The organism is Streptomyces sp. UF-297 (assembly GCF_058245575.1).
Genome location: NZ_JBSIBZ010000012.1, coordinates 108599 through 134227 on the forward strand (window position 1 = coordinate 108599; position 25629 = coordinate 134227).

Here is a 25629-nt window from a genome sequence, read left to right on the forward strand (position 1 = left end):
CATGGGGCGGCCGGCCACATTGGCCGCCGGTGCGAGTGCAGGTCCGCGAGCTCTATTCCTGATTCCCCATCGGCGGGCCGTTCGTGGTCCTTGTCCGAGCGCTGTGCATTTCAAGAGTGAGACGGGTGGCTGCGACAAGGGAACCGGGGCCGAAGAGGAGTAGATAAAGGGCGATCATGTCGAGTTGGGTGGCACTGAAACCGATGATGAGGGCAGTTTCCGCAAGGAAGACAGCGGCCAGCCACACGCGGCGTGCCGTCCGGGCAGCGTGCGGGAAAGGCGGGAGAGCCGCCAGGACGACGCCGATCGCGCTGATGGCGAGGAACGCGACTAGCGGGCCGAGAACCAGCATGAGGGCGAGGCAGGACAGTGCCACGATGGCGATCGTGCCGCCCAGGCGCCGGACAGGGCCGTCGGCCCACACGGCCGCGAAAAGACCGGCGACGGCGGTCAGTGCGATAAGGCTCAGCATCTGCTCTTCTCCTGGGACGCAGTGAATACTACGGGAGGGGATTCGGGAAGAAGCCGCCTGCCCACTGCGGGAGCGGGCAGGCGGCTCAGTCACAGCAGGTCAGCTGCTGTACTCGGGGTCGCTCTTGAGGTTCTTGTCCAGGCAGAAATGCGCCTTGGACGGGTTGGTGCCAGCATCGGAGGGAGGCATCGAGGTGATGCCCCACGGATTTCCGCTCTTGTCGGTGGCGGCGCCGCACGAACCGAAGGGGTTACCCCACAGGGGGAAGTTCTCGTTCGGGTCCGGAGCGCGGCTGAACCGCTCGAAGTCGCCCTTGTTGACCGGCTCCTTCGAATTGCTGCGATGGCCTTCCAGATCCATGGCCTGACCGTTGTGGTAGAGGTACTGGTCGGGCATGTGGCTGTACCGCAGCAGCGGGCGGTTGCTGTTCTTCTTCACGGAGCCGTCGGTGCAGACCTTGAAGTTCAGCTCCTGCCAGATCGGGGGCGCCTGGGTGAAGATCGAGCCGGTGAGGGGTGAGAGCGCACCGCCGGTGTTGAACAGCGCCTTGAAGGTCTCGGTGGCGACCTTGACCATCGCGTGCGGGACCTTCTTGTTGTCGTAGACCCGCTTTTGCCAGTCGTCCATGGCCTTGGAGGCGGACTTGGCACCGAGCATTGGCCGGTAGCCGATCGAGCCACCGGAGGTGTAGAGCGCGGCCACGCAGCTGTTCTCGTCCGTCAGAGCGGGTGCCTTGCCGGCGAAGGCATAGGCACGGCCGGGAAGGACGCCCGTCTGATTGGGACGGGCTGTGGTCTTCTGCCCGTTGTGCGCGTTGAGGTCCTGGGTGGTGTAGGTGAGGTCCGGCGGCGCGATGCCGTAGTCCTTGTGGAGTGCGTCGAAGGTCTCCATCAGGTAGCGCGGCAGATGCGTATTGCCGGTGCGGTGGTCGTAGTTGACGCCCTCGCTTCCCTCGATGATCTTTCCGTCGTCGGCGGTGACGAACGAGACGACCGCCTTGGAACGGATTTTGTACGCCTCGTCGTCGGTGTCGAAGCGCGAGGGCTTGGCGGCGCTGGTGGGCCGGTCCTGGTAGCTGTTGGCGAAGCCGATCCAGCGGGCCAGGCTGTTGCCGTCGGGATGTTTGACGGGGTCCGTGCCGGCCTGGACGATCTGGTCCTTCCAGCGCTGCATGGCCTGCTTGGACGCCTTGCCCAGGCAGGTGGGGCCATTGGCGGCGCCGGAGCACTCCTTCACACCGGCCGCGCTGGAGGCGAGCCCGTGGCCCCAGTCGTAGACCTTCTGACGGGTTTCGAAGGGCGAGTCGACGATCCAGGAACTGGCGGTGTCGCCGTCGATGTTCTGGTTCTCGTCGAAGAGGGCGACCGCCTCGATGCTGTGCTCGGCGTACTTGCCCTTGATCGGGGCGATGGCGACGGCGTCGTAGGCGATGTCCTGGTCACCGGTGCCGTCCGGGGTGATGCTGGAGAGCGTCACCTTCGGGGTGCCGTCGAAGAGGAAGGCGCCGAGGGAGACCCAGCGGTTCTTGCCGCTGCCGCCCTGGTTCTTCTGGTCGATGACCTTGGTGCGCTTGCCCTTGGCGGTCTCGATCTCGTACTTGGCGAACTTGGTGTGGGCGCCGTGGTCGGGCAGATGGACCAGGACCTTGGCCGGGCCGGTGACCTTCTGAGAGAAGTTCCAGGTGCCGGTGACCTTCATCCGCTGCCCGGCTGCGTCGTTCTTGCGGGTGTGGGCGAACCAGAAGTGGCCGCCGTACCCGGCCCCGAGCTGTTGGAAGTCGATCTTTGCGGAGTCGGTGGCGAAGCCGAGGCGGAAGGTCCCGCTGTTCTTCTTGGGCTGGGAGCAGCCCGGCCGGGGGCTTGCGGTGCCGTCAGGGACGTCGTCGACGACCAGGGCGTTGCCGGGGAGTCCGTCGGTGGTGCAGTTGGGCGGGTAGGCGGTGCCGTCGGCCTCTTCCTTGTAGGTGTCGTTGAAGCGCAGCAGTTCGTTGCCGCACTGGGCCTTGGAGCAGTCCTTCCACTCGACCGGCTGGTTCCACCAGCACTTGAGGTCCGCGCGGTTGCAGGCGCCCTGCCCCGGTTCGTTCTTGTCGCCGTCCTTGATCAGGCTGGGGTTGCACTCGTTGGCGTCGGTGCAGAACAGGTCCTCGGGCGGTTTGACCTTGGTGCGCGCCTGGGGGCTGTTCCACCAAGCGGCGCGGAAGCCGTGGACCATCTTGCCCGGGGACTCCAGGGACTCCAGCGGGCGAGCGGCCCAGCCCAGGACCTTCTCCTGGTAGGGCCAGTGCTGTGGTGATGCGGCGTCCTTGTAGTGGTCACCGCCGAGCGCGTTCTCCAGGAAGGGCAGGCGGTTGGCCTTCCACAGCGGGTTGGCGGGGTTGTTGGTGTAGCCCACGCCCCACTTGCCGCCGTTCTTGCCGGCGTCGGACTTGGGGTAGTAACCGGAGTTGTAGGCCCACAGGGCGAAGAACCAGTTCTCCATCCACTTGGGGTCACCGTTGTTGACCTTCAGGCCGTCCTTGCGGGTGACGTTCCACTTTTCGGCGAGGATGTTGACGCCGGCCGCGATGTTGGCGGTGTAGTCCAGCGCGACGGCTTCCTGCTGCAGTGGGCTGAGGGCGGCGTCGGCCTTGTTCTTCTCCTTGCCCTTCAGGCGCATGCCGTCGGTGACCTGGGTGATGCCGTAGCCGCAGTCGGCCTCGGACCAGTTGATGGCCCACGGGTCGTTCTGCTTGCCGTCGGCGGAGTACTTGGTGCCGTAGAAATTGCCGATCAGCGGGTTACCGGTGACACCGGGGACGACCACACGGGAGGCCTGCCACATGTTGGACTCCTGGGCGGTGATGCCGAGCATCACCTGCGCCGGGATCCGGCCGCCGCCCTCCAGCGCCTTCAGCGGGAACAGCGACTGGGGCTGGTAGGAGCCCATGCCGAGGTTCTTCCAGTTCGCCGGGCGCGAGATGTGCTTGTTCAGGTTGTTGGTGATGGCCTGGTCGACAGCCCACTCCACCTGGCGCGGCTTGGGCTGCATGGCCTGCTTGCCCGGGTTGTTGCGCGGCACGGAGCAGTAGCGCTGGTCCTCCGCGGTGTCCGTGGCGGAGGACGCGGCGCGTGCTACGGCCGTGTTGCCCGGCTTGCCGGAGCCGCTGCCGGCGGTCAGTGCGGGCGAGGGCTTGGCGCCCTGCTGCGCGCGGTTCTCATCGGGCACGACCGTGAAGTCGGCCTGCTCGCCGGTATCGAGGACCTTGACCTCGACGTTGGCCGGGCGGGCGGCCGCCGGTGTGGCGCTGCGCGGGTCCTTGGCGTCGGCCCACTCCGTGCTGGTGACCAGGGCCTCTCCCTGAGTGGAGGCCCTGGATTCCTTGGGGACGTCGGTGCGACGCTGGACCGTGCCGGGCAGCGAGCCGCCGGGCTGGGTTTGGCCGGTGATGAACACCCGGCCGCCGGCGCTGCTGGACAGGTCCATCTTGACCAGCGGGCCGCGGGCGAGGACCGGCGGCTTGGCGCTGCCCGCGCCTGCCCGGCTGATGTCCTGCCGGCTGACGCGCTTGGCCTCGCCGGTGGCCTCGGCAGCGGAGCGCTGCGTGGCGGGGCGGTCCAGGTAGACCACGCCGCCCTCGGCGTCCGGCTTGAGCTGGAAGGGCACCTGTCCGGTACGGGCGATGGGCTTGCGCTCGCCGGACTTGTCGATCCTGACCAGGCGGGCGCCGTCGGCGGCCACGATGTCCTGGCCCACCGGTACGGCGGAGGTGACCTGGCCGGCCAGTTCGACGGGGGCGGTCAGTTTCCCGGCCGCGGCATCGACGGTGACCAGCCGGGTGGCGTTCTTCGTCTCGCCGCCGGTCTGGGTGATCACCGCAGTCTCGCCCGTACCGCAGCCGGGGCTGAAGTAGGCCAGCGACGCCTGACGCTCCAGCTTGGTCACCGCGCCGGAGTCCAGGTCGACGACGGCTGTGAACGCGCCGCGCGCCATCAGTTCGGGGCTGTTGGTGAAGGTCCGCGGTGCGTAGGCGACCACGGCCCGCTTGCCGGAACCGGTCACGCACGCGTTGCCGATCCACATATCGGCGTCGAATCCGGGCTCGCGAAGCGTCGCGGCGGTCCGCCAGGCGTAGGCGTCCTTCTGGTCGGCGACCAGCAGGTGGAAGCCCTGTGCATCGCCGCTGGTGGTCCAGGCGCGGTCCGCGGAGCGGTGCCAGTCGGCGCCCAGCACCTTGTCTCGCTCGGCGTGTGCCACTGCCGAGGGGCGGTTTGCCGGGCGGGAGGTGGCCGGGTCGTCGGCGGCGGGCGCGCGATCGGCCCAGGCCAGTGACGGGGTCAGGGAGGTGAGCACTGCGGCGGCCGCCGTCGCGGCGAGCGGGACGCGCAGTTTTCTGAATCGGTGTCTCACGAAAGTTCCTAGTTCGTACGCGGCAGAAAGGGCGCCGCGTGGTGCTCGTACGGGGGTGCGGTCCGTCCGGGAGGCGGGCGTGGGCAGCACAGACAGCGGGCACGGCGGCTCGCCTGCCTGGGCCTGCGCCACAAGGTGCGGGGGTGTGGCGGGGGCAACGAGGTGTCCTGGGGCAGGAGGTGGAGGGCGGGCCTCGGCGGCCGGGCGGCCGGAAGGTCAGCGGCGCAGCGCCTCCGCGGGTGGGATGCGCGAGGCCCGCCAGGCGGGGTAGAGGCCGGCCAGCAGTCCGGTGACCAGTCCCAGTACGGGGGCGGCTGCCACGGCCAGCGGGTCGATGGTGGCGGTCCATTGGCGTACGGCGGCTACACAGACGACCGTGAGGGTGCCCAGCGAGGCGCCGACCAGGCCGCCGAAGAGGCCCAGCGCAGTGGATTCGGCGAGAAATTGTGCAGTGATGTGCCGCCCCCTGGCTCCCAGGGCGCGGCGCAGCCCGATCTCGCCGGTACGTTCCATGACCGCGACCAGGGTGGTGTTGGCGATGCCTACGGTGCCGATGACCAGGCACACCCCCGCCAGCAGCAGGAAGAGGCGGCCGAGGTCCTCGCCCACGGCGGAGCGCAGGGACTGCGGGTCGGGGGGAGCGACGGCCCGGAAGTACTCGGGGTGTTCCGCCCGCAGTGCCACCGGCGCCTGGTCGGCGATCTGCGCGGCGGCCCCGAGCCGCGTGGCGATCAGCATCTTGGCGCGGCCGTCGTCCGGCGGGCCCCAGATCTGCTGTGCGGTGGCACGCGGCACGACCACAGACAGCAGCAGATCGGGCTTGCGGTCCACGTCCTTGAGGATGCCGATGACGGTGAAGGGAACATCGCCCACGAAGACCGCGGGCCGTGTGGTGAGGGTCGTGATGCCGAGCCGGTTGGCGGTCGCCGAGCCGATGACCGCCACCCGCTCGCGGTGGCGCTCGTGAAAGGCGTCGAATGTACGGCCCTGGGCCACCTCGGGCCCCGCGGCGCGCAGCACCCCGGGCGAGGCGGCCACGACCTGCGAGGAGGTGCCGTCGCCATGGGCGGCACCGGCCGGTGCGGACCGTACGCCCTGCCCGTCCTCCAGGCGGACCTTCCAGTAAACCCCCGCCGCGGTGGCGCCGTTGAGCCGCTCGACCCTCGCGTCGGCGTCCTCGGGGAAGGCGAGGGGCACCCGGTCCGCGTCCTGGCCGCCGGTGTCCTCCACGCTCACCTCGGTTGCGGTGAGCTCGTTGAAGCGCGCGTCGATCTGGGAGGCGGCGGTGCCGGTCAGACCGAGGACGGCGATGAAGGATCCGACACCGAGCACGGTGCCCAGGGCGGTGAGCACCGAGCGCGCCGGGCGCTGCAGCACACCGGCCAGCGCCTCGGCGATCAGATCGCGCGGCGGCAGGGTGGTGCGGGGCACTGTGCGGGCCTTCGCCCGTCGGCGCATCCGGTGCATCATCGGGCCGACTCGGTCAGGCGGCCAAGGGGCCGGGCAGTGGGGTACCCCGCGGCGGTGCCGTGCGGGGTGTGGTGGTCCGTACCGGCAGCAGGGGCGGGGGTGGCGTCGTCGTCTGTACGGACAGGAGCGAGGGCGCCGTCGCGGATCGCCACGGTGCGCCGACCGCGCGCGGCGACCTGGGCGTCATGCGTGATCATCACGATGGTCATGCCCTCGCGATGCAATTCGTCGAGCAGGGCGAGGATCGAGGCGGCGGTGTCGGAGTCCAGATTGCCGGTCGGCTCGTCGCACAACAGCAGCGAGGGGTCACAGGCCAGCGCACGGGCGATGGCCACACGCTGGCGCTCGCCCCCCGACAGCCGTGTGGGCAGTGCGTCCATACGGTGGGCCAGACCGACCCGGCGTAGCGCCTCCTCGGCCCGCGCCCTGCGCTGCCGGCGTGGGGTGCGCCGATACAGGAGGGCCAGCTCCACGTTCTCGCGGGCGCTGCGGTGAGGCAGCAGGTGGAAGGCCTGGAAGACAAAGCCAATGCGCTCGCCGCGCAGGGCGGTCCGCTCGGCGTCGCCGACGGCCGCGGTGTCGATGCCGTCGAGCAGATAGCGGCCGGTGGTCGGCAGGTCGAGGAGACCTGCGACGTTGAGGAACGTGGACTTGCCCGACCCCGAGGGGCCGATCACGGTCACATACTCCCCGCGGCCGATCCACAGGTCGCAGGGTTTGAAGGCGGCCACTGGCGGCGGGCCCGGATAGGTCAGCCCGACCGCGCGGAACTCGATGACGGCGGGGGCACGTTCACCTGCCGAGGCGGACATCGGGGACGGGGATGCGTACGCTCTCCTGCTCACGGCCCTCACCGCTCGCCCGCGCCGCGGGCCGCGATGCCCACGACGACCTGCTCACCGGCGGTCAGCCGGGCTGTGCCGACGGGCGTGATCTGCACCATGCCGTCGCCGGACATTCCGGTACGGACTTCGATGCGCCGCTGCCTGCCGTCGCTCTCCTTGACGGACACGGTCGTACGGCCGTCCGCGCCTGCGGAGAGCGCGGAGGAGGGCACGGCCAGCACCCGATGCCCGGAGGACGCGGCGGTGATCGTCAGCCGGACCTCCTTTCCGGCGAAGGAAGCCGGGAGCGCCTTGGCGGGCCTGATCCGCAGAGGGTGGCCCTTCTCGGTGCTCTGTCCGCCCTCCGAGTCCTTGGCCGGGGCGGGGGCATCGGCGACCGAGGTCACCTCACCGGTGGCCTCCTCGCCGGTGGTCTCGGAGAGGATGTGCACCTGCTGCCCCGGGCGGATGAGGCCCTTCTCGTGGGCGGCTACCGAACCGTCGACGGCCAGCGCACCGGCGGAGAGCGTCAGCAGCTTCTCACCGGGCTCGGCCCCGACCTTGGCGGCCACGGCATCGACGCGGGCGGGCAGGGACTCGAGATAGACGACCTCGGCCATGGGGACGGAGGGAGCAGGGTCAGTAGCGGGGCCTGCGGGGGAGGGCTGCTGCGCGGCGCCCGCCGCCCGGGGCTCGCGCGCCGCGCCGGAGTCGTTCTCGGCAGGTGCGGAGGGTTTGTCGGCGGCGGTCCTGTCGGCGGCGGGCGCCGCGTACCCCATCCGCGCGTACAGTGCGGAGACGGCGCGGCCGGTTCCCGGCCCGAAGGTCCCCTGCCGGTCCGTACCGGTGGAGTGCCCCAACGAGGCCAGGGCGCGCTGCAGTTGAGCGACATCCTCGCCCTGAAGGCCCGGACCGAGATCCCGGTACGCGGGCAGCGCGCCCCGCAGCGCGAACACCGGCCGCCCCGACACGTCCAGCAGCGGCCTGCCCGCGGCCACCGAGTCGCCCGCGGCCACCTTCACCTTGGTGACCACCGCCCGGCCGATCCCTTCGCCTGAGGGGCCGCCGGAGGCGACATCGACGGACTGGCTCGCCGCCACCCGGCCACGTGCCACCAGGGTCTGGGACAGGACGCGGTGTTCCACCGCAGCGCTGAGTACGTCCGGGGCCGGGGGTGCCGTTTCCGCCGCGACCTGCGCGGGGGACTTGACGAACGCGGCGGCACCCAGACCCGCGCCCCCCAGGGCGAGGGCACCGGCGACCACCGCCACCAGGGCGCGGCGGCGCTTGGCCAGGCCGGTGCGGGGCGTGGCCTTGGAGGATTCGCTTGACGGCGTGGGGAGTTGAGCGGATGCGCCCGCCTCGGTGGCGGCGGGCAGGGGCCGGGTCGGCTCGCAGGGGTGCTGGTTCATCGAAGGCGCTCCCTCAGTCGGTTCCGGCGAGCACGGCGGCGGCCTTCTTCACCTGGGCGTCACGCAGCTTCTTGACATGATCCAGGTGCTCGGCGCGCTCTTCGATGCCCTTCTTCTGCAAGGCGGCTTCGGCCTCGAACCAGATCTTGGCGACCTTGTGGCGCTCCCGGCAGGCGAGGTCGGCGGCGGCGGTCGCGATCTCCAGGTCCGTGACCTCTTCGGAGGCGAACCTCGGGTCGTCGCTGGCGTCCAGGGGCTCCTTGTAGGAGTAGCCCCGCTCCTTCATGCACGAGGACCAGTCCCGGAACGCTGCGACCACCTCGGGCTGCTGTTTGGAACGCAAGAACGCGTCATTGCCGACCTCTTGGGCAGTCTGGGCGAACTCCGTCCCGTCCCCGCCGAGCTTGCGCTGGGCCTCCCCGCCACAGCCACCTTCCGGCACGTCCTTGCCGTTGACGGTGCGCTCACTGCCTGTCAGTGCCTGTTCGGTCGGCCCGCCGTCGGAGCCCTCATCCAGGGCACCGGCCTTCATCGCCTTGTCGTATGCCGCCTGTTCGGCGGCGTCCGGCTTGTAGCCCCGCTTCTTGGCCAGCTGAGCGTCATGGATGCCGTAACGCCAGTCGGTGAGTGTCTTGGGGCCGACCGTCGGTAGCTCGGCGGCGGGGCTCCACTCCACCCCCAGGCGCTTCATGCAGTCGCCAATCACGGTGCTGCGGGCCCGCGCTATTTGCCGGTTCTCGTCGTCGGAGGGCAGGTATGCCTCAACCGGCAAGGTCCATGTCGATGGATCGGCGGGATCGGCGTTGCGCTGGGATGCCGAGCGCGCCGTATCGTCCGTGCCCTGTGTGGCGGACGAACAGCCGCTGGTGGCGATCAGCGCCACTGAGACCGCCGCCACCGCCCGGTTCCTGGCCGACCGTCCGCTGAACCGTCGCACGTTACGTTCCATCACTGTCACTTCTTCGATCGTGGCCGCTGCGCCGCTCTCGGCAGGCCTTTCTTGGGCATCGCTGACCGGCCGTTCCGTCCCCGGCACACCTTTCGCCGTATGCAAGGGATGGAACGGCAGGACTTCTCCGACCGCTCTCCACCGATCTACGGCGATCTACGCTGCTTTACGGACGAGTGGTACGCAGAAACGCTGACTCGGCTCTTCGGCTCAGCTCTTCCACATGAACGACGCGTTGTTGTTGAACGTCTTCTTGAGCTTCATGGACGACATGGTGGGGACGGTGTCCACCGCACCCTTGTAGCCGCTGTTGTAGTAGACGAAGCCGCGGTATTTGGAGTGGCTGTTCTCGGCGGCCGTGGAGTTGTTCTTGATCTTCTGTCCGTAGCCCTTGCCCTTGCCGCCACAGAACGTCAGAGCCTGATTGGCGTTTATGGTGCCGCCCTGGGCAACGCTGCCCAGATCCCACTCCGCATACCCGAGGTTTCGCCATGCGGTCGACATCGACGAGCTCCAGTGGAAACGGAACTTGTACTTGGTTCCGGCGCAGGCGTTCTCCACGAAGTCGAGGTTGGGCGCCCGCGGCATGAACTCTTCCGGATTCTGGACGGCCGCCGGGCTCCGGTCCCCGTCCACGGCGACGGCGCTGCCCACCGGAACCGCGACCAGTGCCGCTCCCATCGCCGTGATGGCGGCCAGTCGCCCGCCCTTTCGGCGCCATGCGCTACGAGACATGCAAGAACTCCCCAATTACCAGTAGGTGCACAGTTCGAGGCCCGCGGCGGGCATGCCCGCGGGCACGCCAATGGAAAGATCAACGATCTTCCTCGACCGCCGGCACGTAAAGCAATAGTAAAGCATCGGTAAGTATGCACCATGCAATGCCTGGCTGTACAGCCCACTGGGCCAGTGAATCTAAGGCCTATTGCGTGTTTGTATCTATCTTATAAAGGTTTCAAGATCGAAAACTTGTGAAGGGGTATTGCTGCCATTGATCTTGATCGATCTTCCATGTATTCCGATTCGCGATCTTGGCGAAGGCGTCCCGGTAGCGGTTCAGGGTCGCAAAACATTCCCATCCGCGCTTTTTTGATGGAGCGTCAGTTGGGTCGTCCCGCTCCTCGCCGGAGGGTTGAAGGGGGCTTGTGGTACCCCCGGAGGCATGGACTGCTTTGCCTGTGCTTTACGATCCCTTGGAGTTGCGGGGAGTCTTTCCGGCGCCATTCGTACGCCCGGGACCGTACTCATCGCCCCCGCAGGTAAACCAAGTTGATGGGAAGAGAGAAATGAACCTCAGGCATCGGAGAGCAACTGTCCTCGGTGCGCGCGCCGCAGTGGTGGGAGCCGTCGCGGCTCTGTCCGTCGCGGTGACCACCGCCCCTGCCAGCGCCCTGAACACGGGCCACGAGAACCAGATGAGCAAGGAGGTCTGCAAGAACTACTACGACTCCAAGTTCAAGTTCACGCTCTTCCACAACTCGAACCAGGCTGGCTCGTACCGGAACATCGGGTACAGCGTCGGAAACTTCGCCGACGAGCGCATCGGCGGGGCAGCCCAGGGCGGCACGCAGCCGCTGAAGTTCTGCGGCGGCAAGGGGAAGGGAAGTGGCGCGAACATCAAGAACAACGCCGCGTCCGCCAAGAACCGGCACACCCAGTACACCGCTTACGTCTACTACAACAGCTGGTACAAGGGCGCAACCGACCCCGTTGTGACCGGAGTTTCCCGCAACCTGTCGAAGACCTACAACCAGAACGCGTCGTTCCAGTGGCGCAGCTGACCGCAGGCCAGTGATCTGAAACCGCCGGCGACTGAGGGAGCCATGAGCCTCCTGCAGACGCCGGCGGCCGGATGCCATCAGGCCTCCCTGCCGCACCCTGAACGCCTCCGGCCTGAGCCCGTACCCCGGGTACGCAGGGGCATGATGACGCGCGCTTCGGCAACATCCGCGAGGCCGGCAACACCGCCGCCGCGTCCATCCCGCTCGCCCTGGCCGACACCGCGGCACGCGCCCTGGTCAAGCCCGGCTCCCGCACCCTGCTCAGCGCCTTCGGCGGCGGGCTGACCTGGGGCTCCCTCGCGCTGACCTGGCCCGCTGCTCGGCCCCGCAGCTACGCCCCCGAACTGCCCGGCTCCACCACCGCACCCCAGGCACCCACCAGGAAGGCAGCACCATGGACACTGTCTACGAGCACCTGGTGACGCTCCTCACCGACAAGTTCGATGTCGACGCCGCACAGATCCGGCCCGACGCCCGCCTCGACGGCCTGGACCTCGATTTGCTCGCCGTCGCCGAACTCGCCGTCACCCTCGAGGAACACTGGCGCGTCCCCCCGGACGAGGACACCACCGCCGACCTCACCTTCCAACAGCTTGCCCGCACCGTGCACGAACTGCTGGGCACCCGGCAGGAATCGCACAGCACCGGAACCCCGCAATGACGGCGTCCGCGGTCAAGCCCTCCCTCGCCGTCACGGGAATCGGCCTCGTCACGCCCGCCGGCATCGGCACCAAGAAGACCTGGGAGCGGGTGTGCTCGGGCCGGCCGACCGCAGCAGAGGACCCCGACCTGGCAGGGCTGCCGGTCTCCTTCTCCTGCCGGGTCCCGGACTTTGACCCCCGCCTGCACACGGGCACCAGTCAGCCCCACCGGCACGACCGGTGCCCCGGCCTCCAACAGGCCCTACGGCTCGCCCTGTCGGCCGCCGGCGCGCTGCCTCAGCAGGTGAGCCACATCAACGCCCACGGCACCAGTACACCCCTCAACGACCAGACCGAAGCCGGCGCACTGCGCCGCCTCTTCGGCGCGGATCCCCCCTCGGTAACCTCGGCCAAGGGCGTCCTCGGCCACCCCATGGGCGCGGCCGGAGCCATCGAAGCGGCGCTCACCGCCCTGACGGTGGAACACCAACTCGTCCCACCCACCGCCAATTTCGAAACCGCGGACCTCGGCACCAGCACCATCGACCTGGTAACGGGAGCACCCCGCAAGCAGACCATCCACCTGTCCCTGAGCACTTCCTGCGGATTCGGCGGACACAACACGGTCCTCGCCTTCCGCCCCGCCCCATGACCGCTCAGCGCGGGCCAGTCCATCAATGAGGCAGTGCTGCCCACCCGTTGGCGCGGCCACCGAGATCGATCCGGAACGTCACCGTAAGACAGGCCCACTCCTATCTCACCGCTCGCTGCGGCCACAACCCCCATTGGAACGAGCTGCTGGACACACTGGACCGCGACCGGCATCGGCCCGTGGCCCGCTACCTCACCACGCCGTGGCGGTTGGGCCTGGCCGCCACGGCTTTCCGCGACGAAGACCCGGCCCCACTGCGGGCGGATACCACTGCGGCGGAACGTGACGAGTTGCTGCTGCCCAGCCCGTCAAGGCCACCCTGGACGGCGTAGCCGCCGGTGATCACCGGGAAAGGGCGTGCCGATGGCGAGCACGTCGGCCAGCGGCCGGCGGTGCAGGCCGGTGAGGTTCATGCAGTGGTCGTGGCCCGGACGGGGAGCTCGGGGAAGGTCTCTTCCCACACTTCGCGGATCGGTCGGCTGATCAGGGTGCGTAGCACGGGCCACTGGCTGATCAGCAGGTCCCGGTTGAGGAAGGTCTCCAGGTCCTGGCGCAGGCCCTCGGCGAGTACCGTGCGGTACAGGCTCATCCGCAGCCGGGGGCGGTCCAGGCCGAAGGAGCGCAGTCCTGACCACACCACGTGCAGGGACAGGTCGACCGTGCCGTGCGTGGGGCCGGCCAGGCCCCGCAGGCAGCTGACGGGCGTACCGGGCGCACAGCACCTCAAGCGCGGACGGTGCGGTAGGTGAGGACGGCAGAGCCATGTTCTGATGACGGCGCGCCGCGCCCGTCCGGACATCACAGGGCCGAAAACCCTCTGGGGTCGCCGGTCGTGGGGCAGGAACGGGGGCCGCCTGGAGGTGGTCACTCCGCCCTGTTAGGGCTTCCTGAATTCGAATCGCGGATCCCCATCAACGAGGACACCGGACGGTTCATCGACTTCGGACGATTCGCGGCACCGGGCCGGGATCCGTCCAGTGAACCCGTGGTTCGGCGATGGTGAGCTGTATGCGGAGCAGTCCGGCTCCGGGCCGCGCGTCGACCGGTCCGCGTGTCCAACCCGGCTCACGGGCCGCACCCGAACGGCGTCGGGCGTGGTTCGCCTGCGGAGAAGCTGGTGACCAGGCACCTCAACGGTGCTGACAAGGGCGGCCCGGGTGGCCGTCCCCCGGGACTTCGCAGGAGCCCAGCGTGCGAGGTCCACTTGCCAAGTCGCAAGGCGCACCGCACGCGGTTACCGTCGCCTCACTGACAGCTACGTGACGCGCAGTACGAGGCCACCTGTCGACTCCCTCGCTTTCCGCGTGACGTGACGCCTGGAAAGGATCCCCCATGAGAGGCTTCACCCGTCCTCTGGTCACACTGATCGCCACCGCTGCCCTCGCATCCGGCGCCGTGATCACCACGGCTCCCGCCGCCTTGGCCGGGCCCGCAGCAGCAGATGCGCCGCGCCCCCCAGACCGTCAGCGATGCCAGCAAGCTTTGGAGTCCCTCCGCGGTTTGCTTCCAGAGCTCGCCGGAGCCGTGAAGGACCGAGCACTCGTGGGCATCGTCCGCCAGGACCTCGACGAGGCCATCGCCGGCCTCGCGGCGAACAAGATTCCCGATTCCAAGAAGCTGGTGCAAGATCTGACGAAGGTCGCAGCCCAGCTCCCCGTAGAGCACCACCCCCGCCTGTTCGACGCCGTCCATCCAGCCGTGAACAGGTGCCTCCCTGGCACCATCCCCGTTAGTAACTGACGTACCAGCAGGCCGGACAGCGACAACGACCTGCGGAAGGGGCGCCGTCACCGCCCCCCCCGGGCGCGGCCGCCACGGGGGCGGGCGCGCCCGGCGCGGGCAGTGCCAGCGGCCGCCATCGCTGGACGTCACCCTGGAGCTGGTCCGGCGGCTGGTCGGCCTTGACCAAGACGTGCGGGAGCAATGGCGGGACAGGTGGAAGAGCGTCAAGCTCGACCAGCGGCAGGCGGCCGCACACAGGCGGCCGCACCACAGCAACAGGCCCTCACCATCAGGGGGCGACGGGCTCCAGGCGCCACGCCTTGATCCGGACGACCGCCGGGCTGCCGGTTCCTTCCGTGTGGTCCACGCGGGTGCGGACCGTGAGGCGATAGCGCGCGCCCGCCAGCTCCACCTCGGCCGACAGCCGTGCGCCCGTCGGCCGTTCCCCGTACCCCTCGATCTCGACCGGGACGCGGCCGGTCCAGTTCACGCCCTTGTGCGGAACGATCTCGGTGGGCAACGGCACGCCGGGAGCGATCGTCTGCCACCAGTCCCGACGGCCCTCGGCAAGGGCGCGCAGCGCGGCGCCGACCACGCGCACCGAAGCCTTCTCGACCTCCAGCGGGTGGGTGCCTTGCCGGTACGTCTCGCTCAGTTCGCGGCTCACGGTCAGCTTGCCCAGCGGCATGCCCACCTTGCCCGGTGCGAAATCGTCGGCCCGTGTCCCCGGCGGCAGCGCGGGTACCACCCGTGGCCAGGAGGCCGGCTGCGCAGCGGGGGCGGGCTGCGGAGTGCCGGCGGTCTCCCGTACGAGGCGCGCGGTGACCACGTACCGCTGGTCGCTGGGAAACAGCGCGCCGATGGGCCAGCAGGTGACGAGCTTCAGCTCCGGCTTCGCGGAGTGCAGTACCGGGTGGCCCGCGCGGACCACCTTGCCGCCCGTCACCTGGTAGGTCCAGGTGCGGCAGGCGCCCTGGACCTCGACCGTGTCTCCCGGCCGTAGCTTGTCGAGCTCATTGAAGTACGTGATGTCATGGCCTTCCAGGACGGTCGTGCCGCCCTGGTCCGGCCACTGGCTGCTGGGAAGGTGGCCGACGGCCCGGTCGAGCGTGGCCCGGTCGGCGCCTTCCAGGACAGCGGTGCGCAGGCCGGTGCGCGGCACCCGCAGCACGGCGTGCGGGACGTCCGGCCGGCCGATGCGCGACGGGGGCAGCGCGGAACAGTCGTCCGGAGCCCCGAAGGCCGGTGCGGCGCGGGTGCCGGTTGCGGCGACGTCGTCCCACATCTGGGTCAGGCGGGTGCTGGAAGCGGTCCAGGCGGCGTCGAACCGCATCGCGTTCCCCAGGGTCATGGCACCGGTGGCGAGCAGGGTGACAGCGGCCGTGGTGGTCAGGATGCGGCGTCGCGTTGCCCGTCGCGGCGGCGCCGGTGCCGGGGAGCGGGGGCGGGACTCCCGTACCTCGCGCCTGACGACAGGGATCCGCACGGCCACGGGCCGGTATCGGACGCTCACCGTGGGGACGGTCCGCAGCACGTACTTGATTCCCGGCACATGGCGGATGCCAGGGAGCGACCCCATGTACCGCGCCTTGTAGGGCTGGGGGACATAGCGCTGTTCCCGCCGAAAGCGCAGGAGCGCCACCATCAGGGTGCGTCCATCAAGGCGTACGCGGGTCCGGCGCGCCTGCTTGGGGGCCGTGGTGGGGAGCTTTGCCGCGGACCGCCCGCAGTGCGGGCAGCACTGCGGGCCGGTCGACGAGGGATCGCTCATGCCGTCGATCACCGTGGGATGCCTCTCCGTCTGCTGTGTCTACGGGGTGGTCAGGCGACGTTGTTGGGGCGGCGGAGCCCGCGTCCCCCGCCGAGCAGCAGGGTGGTCCCGGCCGCCAGCGCGAGCCCGGAGCCGACCAGTTCGGGGGTGAGCGGGATGCCGGTCTCTGCCTTCGTCGCGCCTTCGATCGCGGTTCCCGCCGCCGGCTTCTGCGGTTCCGCCGGTTCCCCGCCCTTCGAGCTGGTCGCCGCACGGAGCTCGGTGGCGCCGTTCTCGGGGGCCACGAAGACCAGGTCCGGGGTGCCGTTGACGCTGAGTTCGGCCTTGCCGGAGGAGAAGCTGGCCTTCTGCTCCTGCGGACGTGCGAGGTTGAGCTGGATCGCCTTCTGCCCCTCGCTCAGGTCGCTGCCCGTGACCGTGAGGGAGAGCGGCTTGGCGAACTTGCTGTCCACGGTGGAGCCGTCGACCTTGTACGCCTTGAGTCCGACGGCGGCGAGGGCGCGGTAGCCGGAGTAGCCGATCCGCCCGAGGCTGCCTTCGAGGGACTTGGTGTCCGCCGTGGTCATACGGAGCTCGGTCGGCTCCTTGAACGCCCCTTCGGGGATGCTGAGTTGGGCGTTGCCGCCGTTGACGGCGCCGGAAAGGGTGCCGCCGGACTGGTCGATGATCTGGCTGGCGACCACCCGGGCAGCGGGGGCCGCGGCCTGCGTGTCGTGCGGGGAGAGTGCCATGGCCGCGGGTGCCGACAGAACGGTGGCGCCTGCGGCGAGTGCGGCGGCAGTCATGACCTTGCTCATGGGTGTACGTGCCTTTCTGTCTGTGCTCGGGGCGGTTCGAACTGCGGACTGGGGGCGGGAAGTTGATCCGGCAGTGACGCGGGGGCGGTCGTGCCGAGAACGGCCCTGCGCCGTGCCCGGGGGCTTCGGACAAGCTCACCTCCTGCCTGCTCCGGAGATGTCGGCGCGCAACGCGTCCAGCGCGGCGTACAGCCCCGCGAACCCCGCATCGATTTCGTCGGCATCGGCATCGGCATCGGCATCGGCATCGGCACCGGCATCGGCAGCGGCCACGGTTGCCGGTTCTTGGTGAAGGGACGGGCTCTCCGTGTCCGCCGAGGCGGCCACTACGTCCGGTCTGCGGTCCTCTTCGGGATCTCGCCTGTCGGGGGTGGCGGGGGTGGCGGGATGGTCCGCCTCTGGCTCGGGGGTGATGGTGGGCTTCCGTTCTTGTTGAGCGGGGCCAGTGGGCACCTCGTCGGAGGATCCGCCGCGCCGCCGCCGGCGCCGTACGGCCGCACCGGCCACACCGGTGAGCACCGAACCCGCGCCGACCGAGAGGTAGAGCGTGCTCCGGTCGGGCGGGGTACTGTCCGCGGGCGCAGGGGCGGTGAGTTGGACCTCTGCCCGGCAGGCGTGGGCGTGGCCGGGCGGCGTGCAGGGGCCAGAGGCCAGTTCGCTGCTCGCCCGAAGCGCCAGTCCCTCCGGCTTCGCGCCCGGCCGGGCCGCGAGGTCCGCGGTGAAACTGACGGACACGGTATGACCTGCCCGTAGCGCACCCGTCCAGATCAGATGGCGCCCCGTGAACCTCGTGGAACCCCCCGTCGCGCGCGCCTTCTTCGCGTACGAGGCGGCCTCGCGCAGGCCCCCGAGGTCGATGTCGAACGTGGCCGGATCCGTGGCGGTCCAGTCCCCCGACCCGACGTTCTTGGCGTTCACCTGGAAGGTGACCGGGCCGTCACCGGAGACCTCGGCGGGGTCCGCCCGGACGGTGAGTTCCAGCCCTCGCAGCCGGACCGGCTGCCCGGCCCCCGGAACGCTCAGCACCGGCCGCTCGATGGTCCGGTGAACGGCCGCGGTGAAGTAGATCCGCGCATGCTGACCGGGACCCAGGTCTCCCGTCCAGCGAAGCGACCTGCCCCGGAGCGCCACCTGGCCCGGCCCCGTGACCACCGCCTTGCCGACCAGGTCGGCCGAGGCGAGGACTCCGGAGAGGTCGATATCGACATGGCCCGGCGCCCCTGAGTCCCGGGCCGGACCGGTCAGTTCCACGACCCAGCCGACCGTGTCGCCAGGGCCCGCGACTCCGGCGTCGGACGACACTTTGGTGACCCGTGGTCCCTCGCGCTGGGGCAGGGCCGTGTCGGACTCGGACACCGGCACCTCCGCCGGCCCTGCCGGTGGTGGCGTGGCGGGAACAGCGACGCTGCCCTGTGCCGCCCACAGCGCCCCCATCACGAACACCACACCCGCTGTCCGGCTTGCCTGGTGCAACTTGCTGTACACCACGGCTACTTGTCCGCGCCGGTGAACTCAGCGCCACCGTTCGGATCCGGGAAGGGGCCCACCGGTTCGGCCACTGCCGGGTGGGAGACTCGGCTCCACGCCTCGTCCTCCGACGCGTCGATACCGGACGGGGCATCCGCCCTTTCCTGCGCCCCACCCAGCAGCGTGCCGCCGCCAGTGGCTGTGGCCGAGCTTTGCGCGGGGAGCGTCAGGGGCTCGGCGGGCGCCTTCCTCCGGTGGAGGAACCAGGCGAGGAACCCGGCCAGCCCCAATGCGGCCACGCCACTCGCCGCGACGACCAGCCACGAGAGATATCCGCCTGCCCACCATCCGCCGGGAGCGACGTCGTCCATGTCGGTCGCGCACACCGGCGACTTACCGCCCTCGGCACAGGCCACCAGGGCCAGGCGGTCAACGCTGCCGGACGCCGAGCCCACCGTGCCCCTGAGCGTGAGGACCTCGCTTCGCTGGGGTGCCACCCGCAGCTTCCACCGGACCTGGTCGCCCTTCCTGGCCCCGTCGGCGTCGGCTGACGCCCACTGGAACCCCTCGGGCAGGACCGCGGAGACGGAGGCGGCCAGGTGGGACGACGAGCTCTGGTTCTCCACGGTGATCCGGTACCCCACCTTGGAGCCCTCGGACACCTGGCGTACCCCGTTGTCCACGGAGATGGCGGCCATCGCTTCTCCGCTGGGTGCGGCGCTCTCCAGTTGCCCGAAACCCGGTACGCCCCCGGGTTCTTCGTCTGCCGCCGCTTCTCCGGCGATGCCACACCATGAGGTGGCAAGTACCGCCGTCGCAGCGAGCGTCCCGAAACGGGCCCTGGAGTGCGAGAGCATTTCTCTCCTTCGGTCGACTCCGGGATGACGGGCGGGGTTTGTCATTCCGGCATACGTCAACCTACTGACATGTAATGCCACTTGTGAGTAGGCATGAATGCGGACCACCTGCATGGCGGAAAGAACGTGCATTATTGCTATTGAAATTAATTGAACGAATTCTTGGTTCCCGTTGTCGGTCGAGCGGAGGAAGGGCGCTGCCCAAGGAGCGTCGCGTGGACGGCTGGAAGGGGGAGGGCGTGCACCCGTTCAGGGAGAGGGGCTCCACGGTGACGCAACGGCGTTGACTTGCCTAGGGAGTTGTCGCGGATGGCTGCGAACGCCCAGGGGGCGACCTTCGCAGGGATCTCCGGTGCCCATTCGATCTGATGGAGTCGCTCGCGGACATCCCCGACCTGTCGCAACTCGCGACCGGTATTCTCCGGAGCCGCAGGTCCGGTGATGTGCAGTCATTAATATGATGCCTTGCGCTATGTGGCTTATCGTATTCCATTAAACGTACCGGGGCGGATTCCGGCTCGTTGAGTCAACGTGCACTCACACTCCCCGTACCACGAGTCCCGGTATCTTCCCTACGTTCCCCCGATGCGCTCGGGGCTGACGGAATGGCCGGACCCGCAAAGTTCGCCCACACCGATCTACGACGCTCTCTACCGGGAGTACATCGATACCTCCCGGTGCGCGCCCGGCGACCGTACGGGCGAAGCGCCGCCCCAGCAGCACGGCTCCGCCCCTGCGCCGGACGTGCCGCCCTGGGGGAAAGGGCCGGAGGACCGACACCACCCGTAGCCCCTCCCGCCGACCAGCGCCCCGAGTGCTGAGCGCGGACCGGAGTGTGAAGGCGTACGGACCCCAATGGCGCGAGCCGGGTGTACCGGATGCCCGTAGCCGGGTGGTCGGCTGTGGTGCTGACGCCGCGTATGGCGGAGCGGTGGCCACGGGCACGGCTGCGCGGCCGGCGTCGTCGGCAGCGATGGCCCTTGTGCCGGCCTCGGCTGCCCTCCGCCTCGCGGATGCGCACCACGGGAACTCCCGCATAGTGCAGGCCTTCGCGATGTGAATCACTCTGGCCGTCAATGTGAGCGCGAGCGGAGAGTCGGCCTACTTCCTGTGCCGGGTCCATGAAGGGAGCCGGGCGGTTTTCGGCGCCCAGGACACTTAGAGCCTTCGCCAGTTAGGCCACAGAGGTGGGCGACTGTCGCGTGTCCCGTATCGCCCAGGGGCTGCGCGGTGGCACTCGGCGACGGCGGCTGGTGTACCAGTCAGGCAGTGGTAGGGGGAACGCCGCACTCAGCCGCGGCAGGCTTCATCACGGCCATCAGATGGGGGCGTCGGTGTGGTGAACGGGTGATGGTGGCATTCGCAGAGCAGCGGACGCGCCCCCGGCTCTGACCTGCGCCGTGTCCGTCGTTTACCAGGAGTGATTGCCCGGCCGAGTTCCCCATTCTTTCGGCCTGGGGCAGCACGCCGGATGCGCCATCGCGTTTCGGCAGTATGGCCAGTGTCGGCTCATCAGCGGCGATACGGGCATTGTCGGCATTCCCGTCCCGTCATGCTGCCGGGACAAAGCCATACGGAGCAATAAGCATCGCTTAAAAGTGCCTTCTGCGCGGCAAGGTGATCTTCTCCGGCCAAAAGCGGTTATTTACGTAGGTGGCTCACTGGCCATTACGCGAGTGACCCGCCTGTTCAGCGCGAACAACAGGAGAAATCTTGCCAACGACAGTAGCTGCCGCACTGCGCGGCAAACGTCTGCCACGGCGGGCCGGCACCCTAGGTGTCGTGCTGCCGCTGATGGCCTCCAGTATGGCTTTGGGGGCCGCGCCTGTGGCGCAAGCCGCCGATGCCGGTGACGGAAGCGTCAAGGTCCGCGTGGTCCGTGAGGTGAATGCCAACAAGACCTGGGACCGGGTGCTCGAACCTGGCATGGACCAGGTGAAGGTCAACCTCACCGATGACGCGGGGAATACGATCAGCGGGACGACCGGCGCGGACGGCACGGTCACCCTCGAGCCGGGGGCGAAGCTCAAGGGCGGCAAGTATCGCGTCCAGGTCATCAACCCCAAGCCGGGCGTGCTGTTCCCGGGGTTCGCCGCGGAGAAGGGTCTGGCGGCCGGCAGTACCGAGGAACTCGTCAGCAGCGAGGAGTTCATCAACCTCTCCGACGGCAACGACGTGGAGATGACCACGTCGTTCTGGAATCCGGCGGACTACTGCCAGAAGAACGCCGATCTGGTGACCGCCTGTATCCGTAACGACAACAAGGTCGGCACACGGGATGCTGAGCAGCGCACGCTGCTCAGCCTTCCGTACAACTCCACCGGGAACAGCACGGGTACGGAGGACTTGTCGGACCGGGCGACCACGGGTGCGCTGTACGGCATCGGCTACAGCAAGCCGAAGAAGTGGATCTTCTCGGGGGCGGTGGCCAAGCGAGCCTCCCTCTACGGTCCCGGCGGCTCTGGTGCGATCTACCTGACCGACCGGAACACCAAGCAGACCACGCAGTTCACCACGGTCCCCAACGCCGGCGACACCAAGCACGGCCCGGTTGACGACTCGGACCTCCAGGACCTGGACTTCAACCCGGCGGTGGGCAAGGAGTCGCTGGGGGATGTGGAGGTCTCCGAGGACGGCAAGGACCTGTACGTCGTCAATCTCAAAGACAAGAAGCTGTACAGGTACGACGCCACCAAGAAGACAGCCAACGCGCCGAAGGCGTCGTACCCGATCCCGGACCCGGGCTGTGCGTCCGCCTCGGACTGGCGTCCCTTCGGTCTGGGAGTCCAGGACGGCACCGTGTACGTGGGCGGTGTCTGCTCGGCCGAGTCGACCCAGAGCAGGGGCGACCTGAAGGCTGTGGTCCAGACGTTCGACCCGGGCACGGGGAAGTTCACCGGCAAGGTCATGGAGCAGAAGCTGGACTTCCCCAAGGAGACTGCCGACACCATCGCAGCCTGCCAGGGCCCTGGCTGGTTCCCGTGGTCGGACAAGCTCCGCGACACGCAGAAGCCGGGCAGCCCCGCGGGCGACGAGCGAAACTGCAGGGGAGGGGGACGCATCGCGTATCCGCAGCCGGAGCTGGCCGACGTCGTCGTGGACACCGATGGCAGTCTGATCCTGGGCTTCCGCGACCGCTTCGGTGACATGGCCGGAGTGAGCACCGGGGACGTCGGCATGCCGATGAAGCGTGAGCTTCCGGGCATGCGGTGGGCGCCCATGTCGGGTGGTGACATCAACCGGGCCTGCAAGGGGTCGGACGGCAAGTTCGTGATGGACGCCAACGGCGGCTGCAAGAGCAACTCCAACAACCCGGCGGTCAAGGAGTACTACCCCGGCGACCGGAAGACGCCCTGGCACGCGGAAGCCGCGTTCGCCGGCATCGCTCTGTCCAAGGTCGAGGAGACCATCGCCACGTCCTCCGTCGACCCGGACAACGTCACCACCTTCACCTCTGGCACCGCCTTCATCAACCGCTTCGACGGCAAGTCGATCGACGGTTACGGCAACCGGCTGACCAGCGCCTGGGGCAAGGGCGGCGGTATGGCCGACCTGGAGGTCATGTGTGACGAAGCGCCGATCCAGATCGGTAACCGGGTCTGGTACGACGTCGACAAGGACGGTATCCAGGACCCGGGCGAGAAGCCGGTCAAGGGTGCGACCGTCAACCTGTACGACGAGAAGGGCAACAAGGTCGCGTCGACGAAGACCACCGCCCGCGGTGAGTACTACTTCGACAGCCGCGAGCACGGTCTGAAGTTCAACACGAAGTACAGGATCGCGATCGACAACCCGGCGGACTACGAGAAGGGCGGCCCGCTCGACGGGTGGAGGGTCACCAAGCACGACGCCGGGACGAACGACTTCATCGACAGTGACGGCAAGGTCCCGGCCGGGGGCAAGTTCCCCGAGCACACCATCACCACTGGTGGCCCGGGCCAGGACAACCACACGTACGACTTCGGCTACAACCAGCCCAGCAAGGGCGTAGTCAAGGTCCTCAAGATCGACGGCAAGACCAAGAAGCCGCTGCCGGGTGCGGAGTTCCAGCTGTGGCGCGAGTCCAACGGGACTGCGGGTCTGCAGATGAGCGGGGCCAAGCCCGACACCAAGGTCGGCGGCCCCTGCACTACCGATGGCCAGGGCGCCTGCCAGCGCAAGGAAATGGATGCCGGCACGTACTACTGGCAGGAGACGAAGGCTCCGAAGGATGAGAAGGGCAAGCCTTACCCGCTGCCCAAGAATCCGGTGTTCGGTCCGCTGGTGCTGACCAACGACAAGGAGAAGGCGGAAGTCTCCGTCACGGTGCCGAATGTGCGTCCGACGATTGACATCGTCAAGAAAGACGAGGCGACCAACTCGGACGCCAACACCGAGGCGCAGAAGGTCGTTCTTCCGGACACCCGGGAGAAGGTGATCTACTCGATCAACACGAACAACGGCACCGAGCCGCTGATCAAGGTCCAGACCGGTGACCGGATCATCAAGGGTGACGCGAAGATCAAGGATCTGAAGTGCGACTGGCCCGATGGGACCAGTAGCACGGACCCGGCGGGCAAGAACGTGCGCTGGGAGAACACCTGGCCAGCGGACGAGAAGACCAAGCCCAAGTCCCGGTTTGCGGTGGGTGCTTCGTACAAGTGCACCATGACCCTGTACGGGCTGAAGCCGGGTGTGGTCCATGGCAACGAGTCCTCGGTCGATGCCGAGGGTGAGATCAGCGGCATCGGTGTCAAGGACAGGGACCCGTGGCACGGTGAGCCGCCGGCCGAGGCGAAGGTCCTCAAGATCGACGCCAAGACCAAGAAGCCCCTGGGCGGTGCCGAGTTCCAGCTGTGGAAGGAGACCAACGGGACTCCGGGTCTGCAGATGAGCGGGAACAAGCCCGACTCCAAGGCCGGTGCTCCGGTCACCACGGGCGCCGACGGCAGGGCCAAGGTCGGCAAGCTGGCGCTGGGTACGTACTACTGGCAGGAGACGAAGGCTCCGAAGGATGAGAAGGGCAAGCCTTACCCGCTGCCCAAGAATCCGGTGTTCGGTCCGCTGGTGCTGACCAACGACAAGGAGAAGGCGGAAGTCTCCGTCACGGTGCCGAATGTGCGTCCGACGATTGACATCGTCAAGAAAGACGAGGCGACCAACTCGGACGCCAACACCGAGGCGCAGAAGGTCGTTCTTCCGGACACCCGGGAGAAGGTGATCTACTCGGTCAACACGAACAACGGTACCGAGCCGCTGATCAGGGTCGAGGTCGGTGACCGGATCATCAAGGGTGACGCGAAGATCAAGGATCTGAAGTGCACCTGGCCTGACGGCACTTCCAGCACGGACCCGGCGGGCAAGAAGGTGCGCTGGGAGAACACCTGGCCGGTCGATGCCAAGACCAAGCCCAAGTCCCGTTTCGCGGTCGGCGCTTCCTACAAGTGCACCATGACCCTGTACGGGCTGAAGCCGGGTGTGGTCCACGGCAACGAGTCCACCGTCGACGCCGAGGGCGAGATCAGCGGCATCGGTGTCAAGGACAGGGACCCGTGGCACGGTGAGCCGCCGGCCGAGGCGAAGGTCCTCAAGATCGACGCCAAGACCAAGAAGCCCCTGGGCGGTGCCGAGTTCCAGCTGTGGAAGGAGACCAACGGGACTCCGGGTCTGCAGATGAGCGGGAACAAGCCCGACACCAAGGCCGGTGCTCCCGTCACCACGGGCGCCGACGGCAGAGCCAAGGTCGGCAAGCTGCGGCTGGGCACCTACTACTGGCAGGAGACGAAGGCTCCGAAGGATGAGAAGGGCAAGCCCTACCCGCTGCCCAAGAACCCCGTCTTCGGCCCGCTCGTCCTGACCAAGGACAACGCGAGCAAGGGTGTCACCACCACGGTGCCGAACGTGCGCCCGAAGATCGACATCGTCAAGAAGGACCAGGCGACCAACTCGGACGCCAACACCGAGGCCCAGAAGGTCGTCCTCCCGGACACCCGGGAGAAGGTGATCTACTCGGTCAACACGAACAACGGCACCGAGCCGCTGATCAAGGTCCAGACCGGTGACCGGATCATCAAGGGTGACGCGAAGATCAAGGATCTGAAGTGCGACTGGCCCGATGGGACCAGCAGCACGGACCCGGCGGGCAAGAACGTGCGCTGGGAGAACACCTGGCCGGTCGATGCCAAGACCAAGCCCAAGTCCCGTTTCGCGGTCGGTGCTTCGTACAAGTGCACCATGACCCTGTACGGGCTGAAGCCGGGTGTGGTCCACGGTGACGAGTCCTCGGTCGATGCCGAGGGTGAGATCAGCGGCATCGGCGTCAGGGACAGGGACCCCTGGCACGGCAATCCGCCGGAGAAGCCGAAGATTGTGACGGACAAGCGGGACAAGGCCACCAACTCGGCGGCCGACACGGAGCCGACCAAGGTCAAGCTGCCGGACACCCG

Annotated in this window: 17 protein-coding genes and 1 pseudogene; 6 read left to right on the forward strand and 12 right to left on the reverse strand. The window is 68.5% G+C overall.

Annotated elements, in window-relative coordinates:
• Positions 1-52 precede the first annotated feature (52 nt).
• The 7 genes from AC4IJH_RS10290 to AC4IJH_RS10320 all read right to left on the reverse strand — a co-directional run bounded on the left by AC4IJH_RS10290 (position 53) and on the right by AC4IJH_RS10320 (position 10251).
• Positions 53-472 carry a hypothetical protein gene (locus AC4IJH_RS10290; protein WP_490851281.1) on the reverse strand — a complete coding sequence of 140 codons (420 nt, stop codon included), beginning with the start codon at positions 470-472 and terminating at the stop codon, positions 53-55.
• 99 nt (positions 473-571) lie between these two features.
• Complete coding sequence (locus AC4IJH_RS10295; RefSeq protein ID WP_490851282.1) at positions 572-4861, reverse strand: golvesin C-terminal-like domain-containing protein; 4290 nt, start codon at positions 4859-4861, stop codon at positions 572-574.
• Positions 4862-5077: 216 nt separating this feature from the next.
• Positions 5078-6319 carry an ABC transporter permease gene (locus AC4IJH_RS10300; RefSeq protein WP_490851283.1) on the reverse strand — a complete coding sequence of 414 codons (1242 nt, stop codon included), beginning with the start codon at positions 6317-6319 and terminating at the stop codon, positions 5078-5080.
• Positions 6320-6327: 8 nt separating this feature from the next.
• Positions 6328-7143 (reverse strand): ABC transporter ATP-binding protein, encoded by an 816-nt coding sequence (locus AC4IJH_RS10305; protein ID WP_490851284.1) that lies wholly within the window; start codon positions 7141-7143, stop codon positions 6328-6330.
• Positions 7144-7181: 38 nt separating this feature from the next.
• Complete coding sequence (locus tag AC4IJH_RS10310; RefSeq protein ID WP_490851285.1) at positions 7182-8567, reverse strand: peptidoglycan-binding protein; 1386 nt, start codon at positions 8565-8567, stop codon at positions 7182-7184.
• Between the two features lie 13 nt (positions 8568-8580).
• Positions 8581-9516: a hypothetical protein gene (locus AC4IJH_RS10315; protein WP_490851297.1), complete on the reverse strand. Its 936-nt coding sequence runs from the start codon at positions 9514-9516 to the stop codon at positions 8581-8583.
• A 210-nt stretch (positions 9517-9726) separates the two neighbouring features.
• Entirely contained in the window at positions 9727-10251 is a 525-nt protein-coding gene (locus AC4IJH_RS10320) for a hypothetical protein (RefSeq protein WP_490851286.1), read from the reverse strand.
• A gap of 551 nt (positions 10252-10802) precedes the next feature.
• Between AC4IJH_RS10320 and AC4IJH_RS10325 the strand changes: the two genes are divergently transcribed.
• The 4 genes from AC4IJH_RS10325 (at position 10803) to AC4IJH_RS10340 (ending at position 12590) form a co-directional block, all read left to right on the forward strand.
• Positions 10803-11297 (forward strand): hypothetical protein, encoded by a 495-nt coding sequence (locus tag AC4IJH_RS10325; protein ID WP_490851287.1) that lies wholly within the window; start codon positions 10803-10805, stop codon positions 11295-11297.
• 209 nt (positions 11298-11506) lie between these two features.
• Positions 11507-11719 carry a 3-oxoacyl-[acyl-carrier-protein] synthase III C-terminal domain-containing protein gene (locus tag AC4IJH_RS10330; RefSeq protein ID WP_490851298.1) on the forward strand — a complete coding sequence of 71 codons (213 nt, stop codon included), beginning with the start codon at positions 11507-11509 and terminating at the stop codon, positions 11717-11719.
• Positions 11692-11958: an acyl carrier protein gene (locus AC4IJH_RS10335; protein ID WP_490851288.1), complete on the forward strand. Its 267-nt coding sequence runs from the start codon at positions 11692-11694 to the stop codon at positions 11956-11958. Before AC4IJH_RS10330 ends, AC4IJH_RS10335 begins: the two co-directional genes overlap by 28 nt.
• Positions 11955-12590 (forward strand): hypothetical protein, encoded by a 636-nt coding sequence (locus AC4IJH_RS10340; RefSeq protein WP_490851289.1) that lies wholly within the window; start codon positions 11955-11957, stop codon positions 12588-12590. Before AC4IJH_RS10335 ends, AC4IJH_RS10340 begins: the two co-directional genes overlap by 4 nt.
• 409 nt (positions 12591-12999) lie before the next feature.
• On the opposite strand, the pseudogene AC4IJH_RS10345 reads toward AC4IJH_RS10340, so the two are convergent.
• A pseudogene (locus AC4IJH_RS10345) lies at positions 13000-13354 on the reverse strand (hypothetical protein).
• A 568-nt stretch (positions 13355-13922) separates the two neighbouring features.
• Here AC4IJH_RS10345 and AC4IJH_RS10350 point away from each other — a divergent pair.
• Entirely contained in the window at positions 13923-14330 is a 408-nt protein-coding gene (locus AC4IJH_RS10350) for a hypothetical protein (RefSeq protein ID WP_490851290.1), read from the forward strand.
• Between the two features lie 271 nt (positions 14331-14601).
• On the opposite strand, the gene AC4IJH_RS10355 is transcribed toward AC4IJH_RS10350, so the two are convergent.
• From AC4IJH_RS10355 to AC4IJH_RS10370, 4 genes are all read right to left on the reverse strand, one after another.
• On the reverse strand, positions 14602-16083 hold the full coding sequence (locus AC4IJH_RS10355) for a class D sortase (RefSeq protein WP_490851291.1): 1482 nt from the start codon (positions 16081-16083) through the stop codon (positions 14602-14604).
• Between the two features lie 50 nt (positions 16084-16133).
• Complete coding sequence (locus AC4IJH_RS10360; RefSeq protein ID WP_490851292.1) at positions 16134-16868, reverse strand: hypothetical protein; 735 nt, start codon at positions 16866-16868, stop codon at positions 16134-16136.
• A gap of 147 nt (positions 16869-17015) precedes the next feature.
• Positions 17016-18236 (reverse strand): hypothetical protein, encoded by a 1221-nt coding sequence (locus AC4IJH_RS10365; RefSeq protein ID WP_490851293.1) that lies wholly within the window; start codon positions 18234-18236, stop codon positions 17016-17018.
• 134 nt (positions 18237-18370) lie between these two features.
• On the reverse strand, positions 18371-19045 hold the full coding sequence (locus AC4IJH_RS10370; RefSeq protein WP_490851294.1) for a hypothetical protein: 675 nt from the start codon (positions 19043-19045) through the stop codon (positions 18371-18373).
• Between the two features lie 1971 nt (positions 19046-21016).
• Here AC4IJH_RS10370 and AC4IJH_RS10375 point away from each other — a divergent pair.
• Positions 21017-25629: SpaA isopeptide-forming pilin-related protein (locus tag AC4IJH_RS10375; protein WP_490851295.1), on the forward strand; the 4613-nt coding region annotated here is incomplete at its 3' end.

What these genes read in the sequence shown, in the direction of transcription:
- AC4IJH_RS10310 (WP_490851285.1), bottom strand. Translation starts at nt 8,567, where the DNA reads ATGAACCAGCACCCCTGCGAGCCGACCCGGCCCCTGCCCGCCGCCACC.
- AC4IJH_RS10320 (WP_490851286.1), bottom strand. Translation starts at nt 10,251, where the DNA reads ATGTCTCGTAGCGCATGGCGCCGAAAGGGCGGGCGACTGGCCGCCATC.
- AC4IJH_RS10335 (WP_490851288.1), top strand. Translation starts at nt 11,692, where the DNA reads ATGGACACTGTCTACGAGCACCTGGTGACGCTCCTCACCGACAAGTTC.
- AC4IJH_RS10290 (WP_490851281.1), bottom strand. Translation starts at nt 472, where the DNA reads ATGCTGAGCCTTATCGCACTGACCGCCGTCGCCGGTCTTTTCGCGGCC.
- AC4IJH_RS10360 (WP_490851292.1), bottom strand. Translation starts at nt 16,868, where the DNA reads ATGACTGCCGCCGCACTCGCCGCAGGCGCCACCGTTCTGTCGGCACCC.
- AC4IJH_RS10315 (WP_490851297.1), bottom strand. Translation starts at nt 9,516, where the DNA reads ATGGAACGTAACGTGCGACGGTTCAGCGGACGGTCGGCCAGGAACCGG.
- AC4IJH_RS10305 (WP_490851284.1), bottom strand. Translation starts at nt 7,143, where the DNA reads ATGTCCGCCTCGGCAGGTGAACGTGCCCCCGCCGTCATCGAGTTCCGC.
- AC4IJH_RS10325 (WP_490851287.1), top strand. Translation starts at nt 10,803, where the DNA reads ATGAACCTCAGGCATCGGAGAGCAACTGTCCTCGGTGCGCGCGCCGCA.
- AC4IJH_RS10350 (WP_490851290.1), top strand. Translation starts at nt 13,923, where the DNA reads ATGAGAGGCTTCACCCGTCCTCTGGTCACACTGATCGCCACCGCTGCC.
- AC4IJH_RS10300 (WP_490851283.1), bottom strand. Translation starts at nt 6,319, where the DNA reads ATGCGCCGACGGGCGAAGGCCCGCACAGTGCCCCGCACCACCCTGCCG.
- AC4IJH_RS10370 (WP_490851294.1), bottom strand. Translation starts at nt 19,045, where the DNA reads ATGGCCGCCATCTCCGTGGACAACGGGGTACGCCAGGTGTCCGAGGGC.
- AC4IJH_RS10355 (WP_490851291.1), bottom strand. Translation starts at nt 16,083, where the DNA reads ATGAGCGATCCCTCGTCGACCGGCCCGCAGTGCTGCCCGCACTGCGGG.
- AC4IJH_RS10340 (WP_490851289.1), top strand. Translation starts at nt 11,955, where the DNA reads ATGACGGCGTCCGCGGTCAAGCCCTCCCTCGCCGTCACGGGAATCGGC.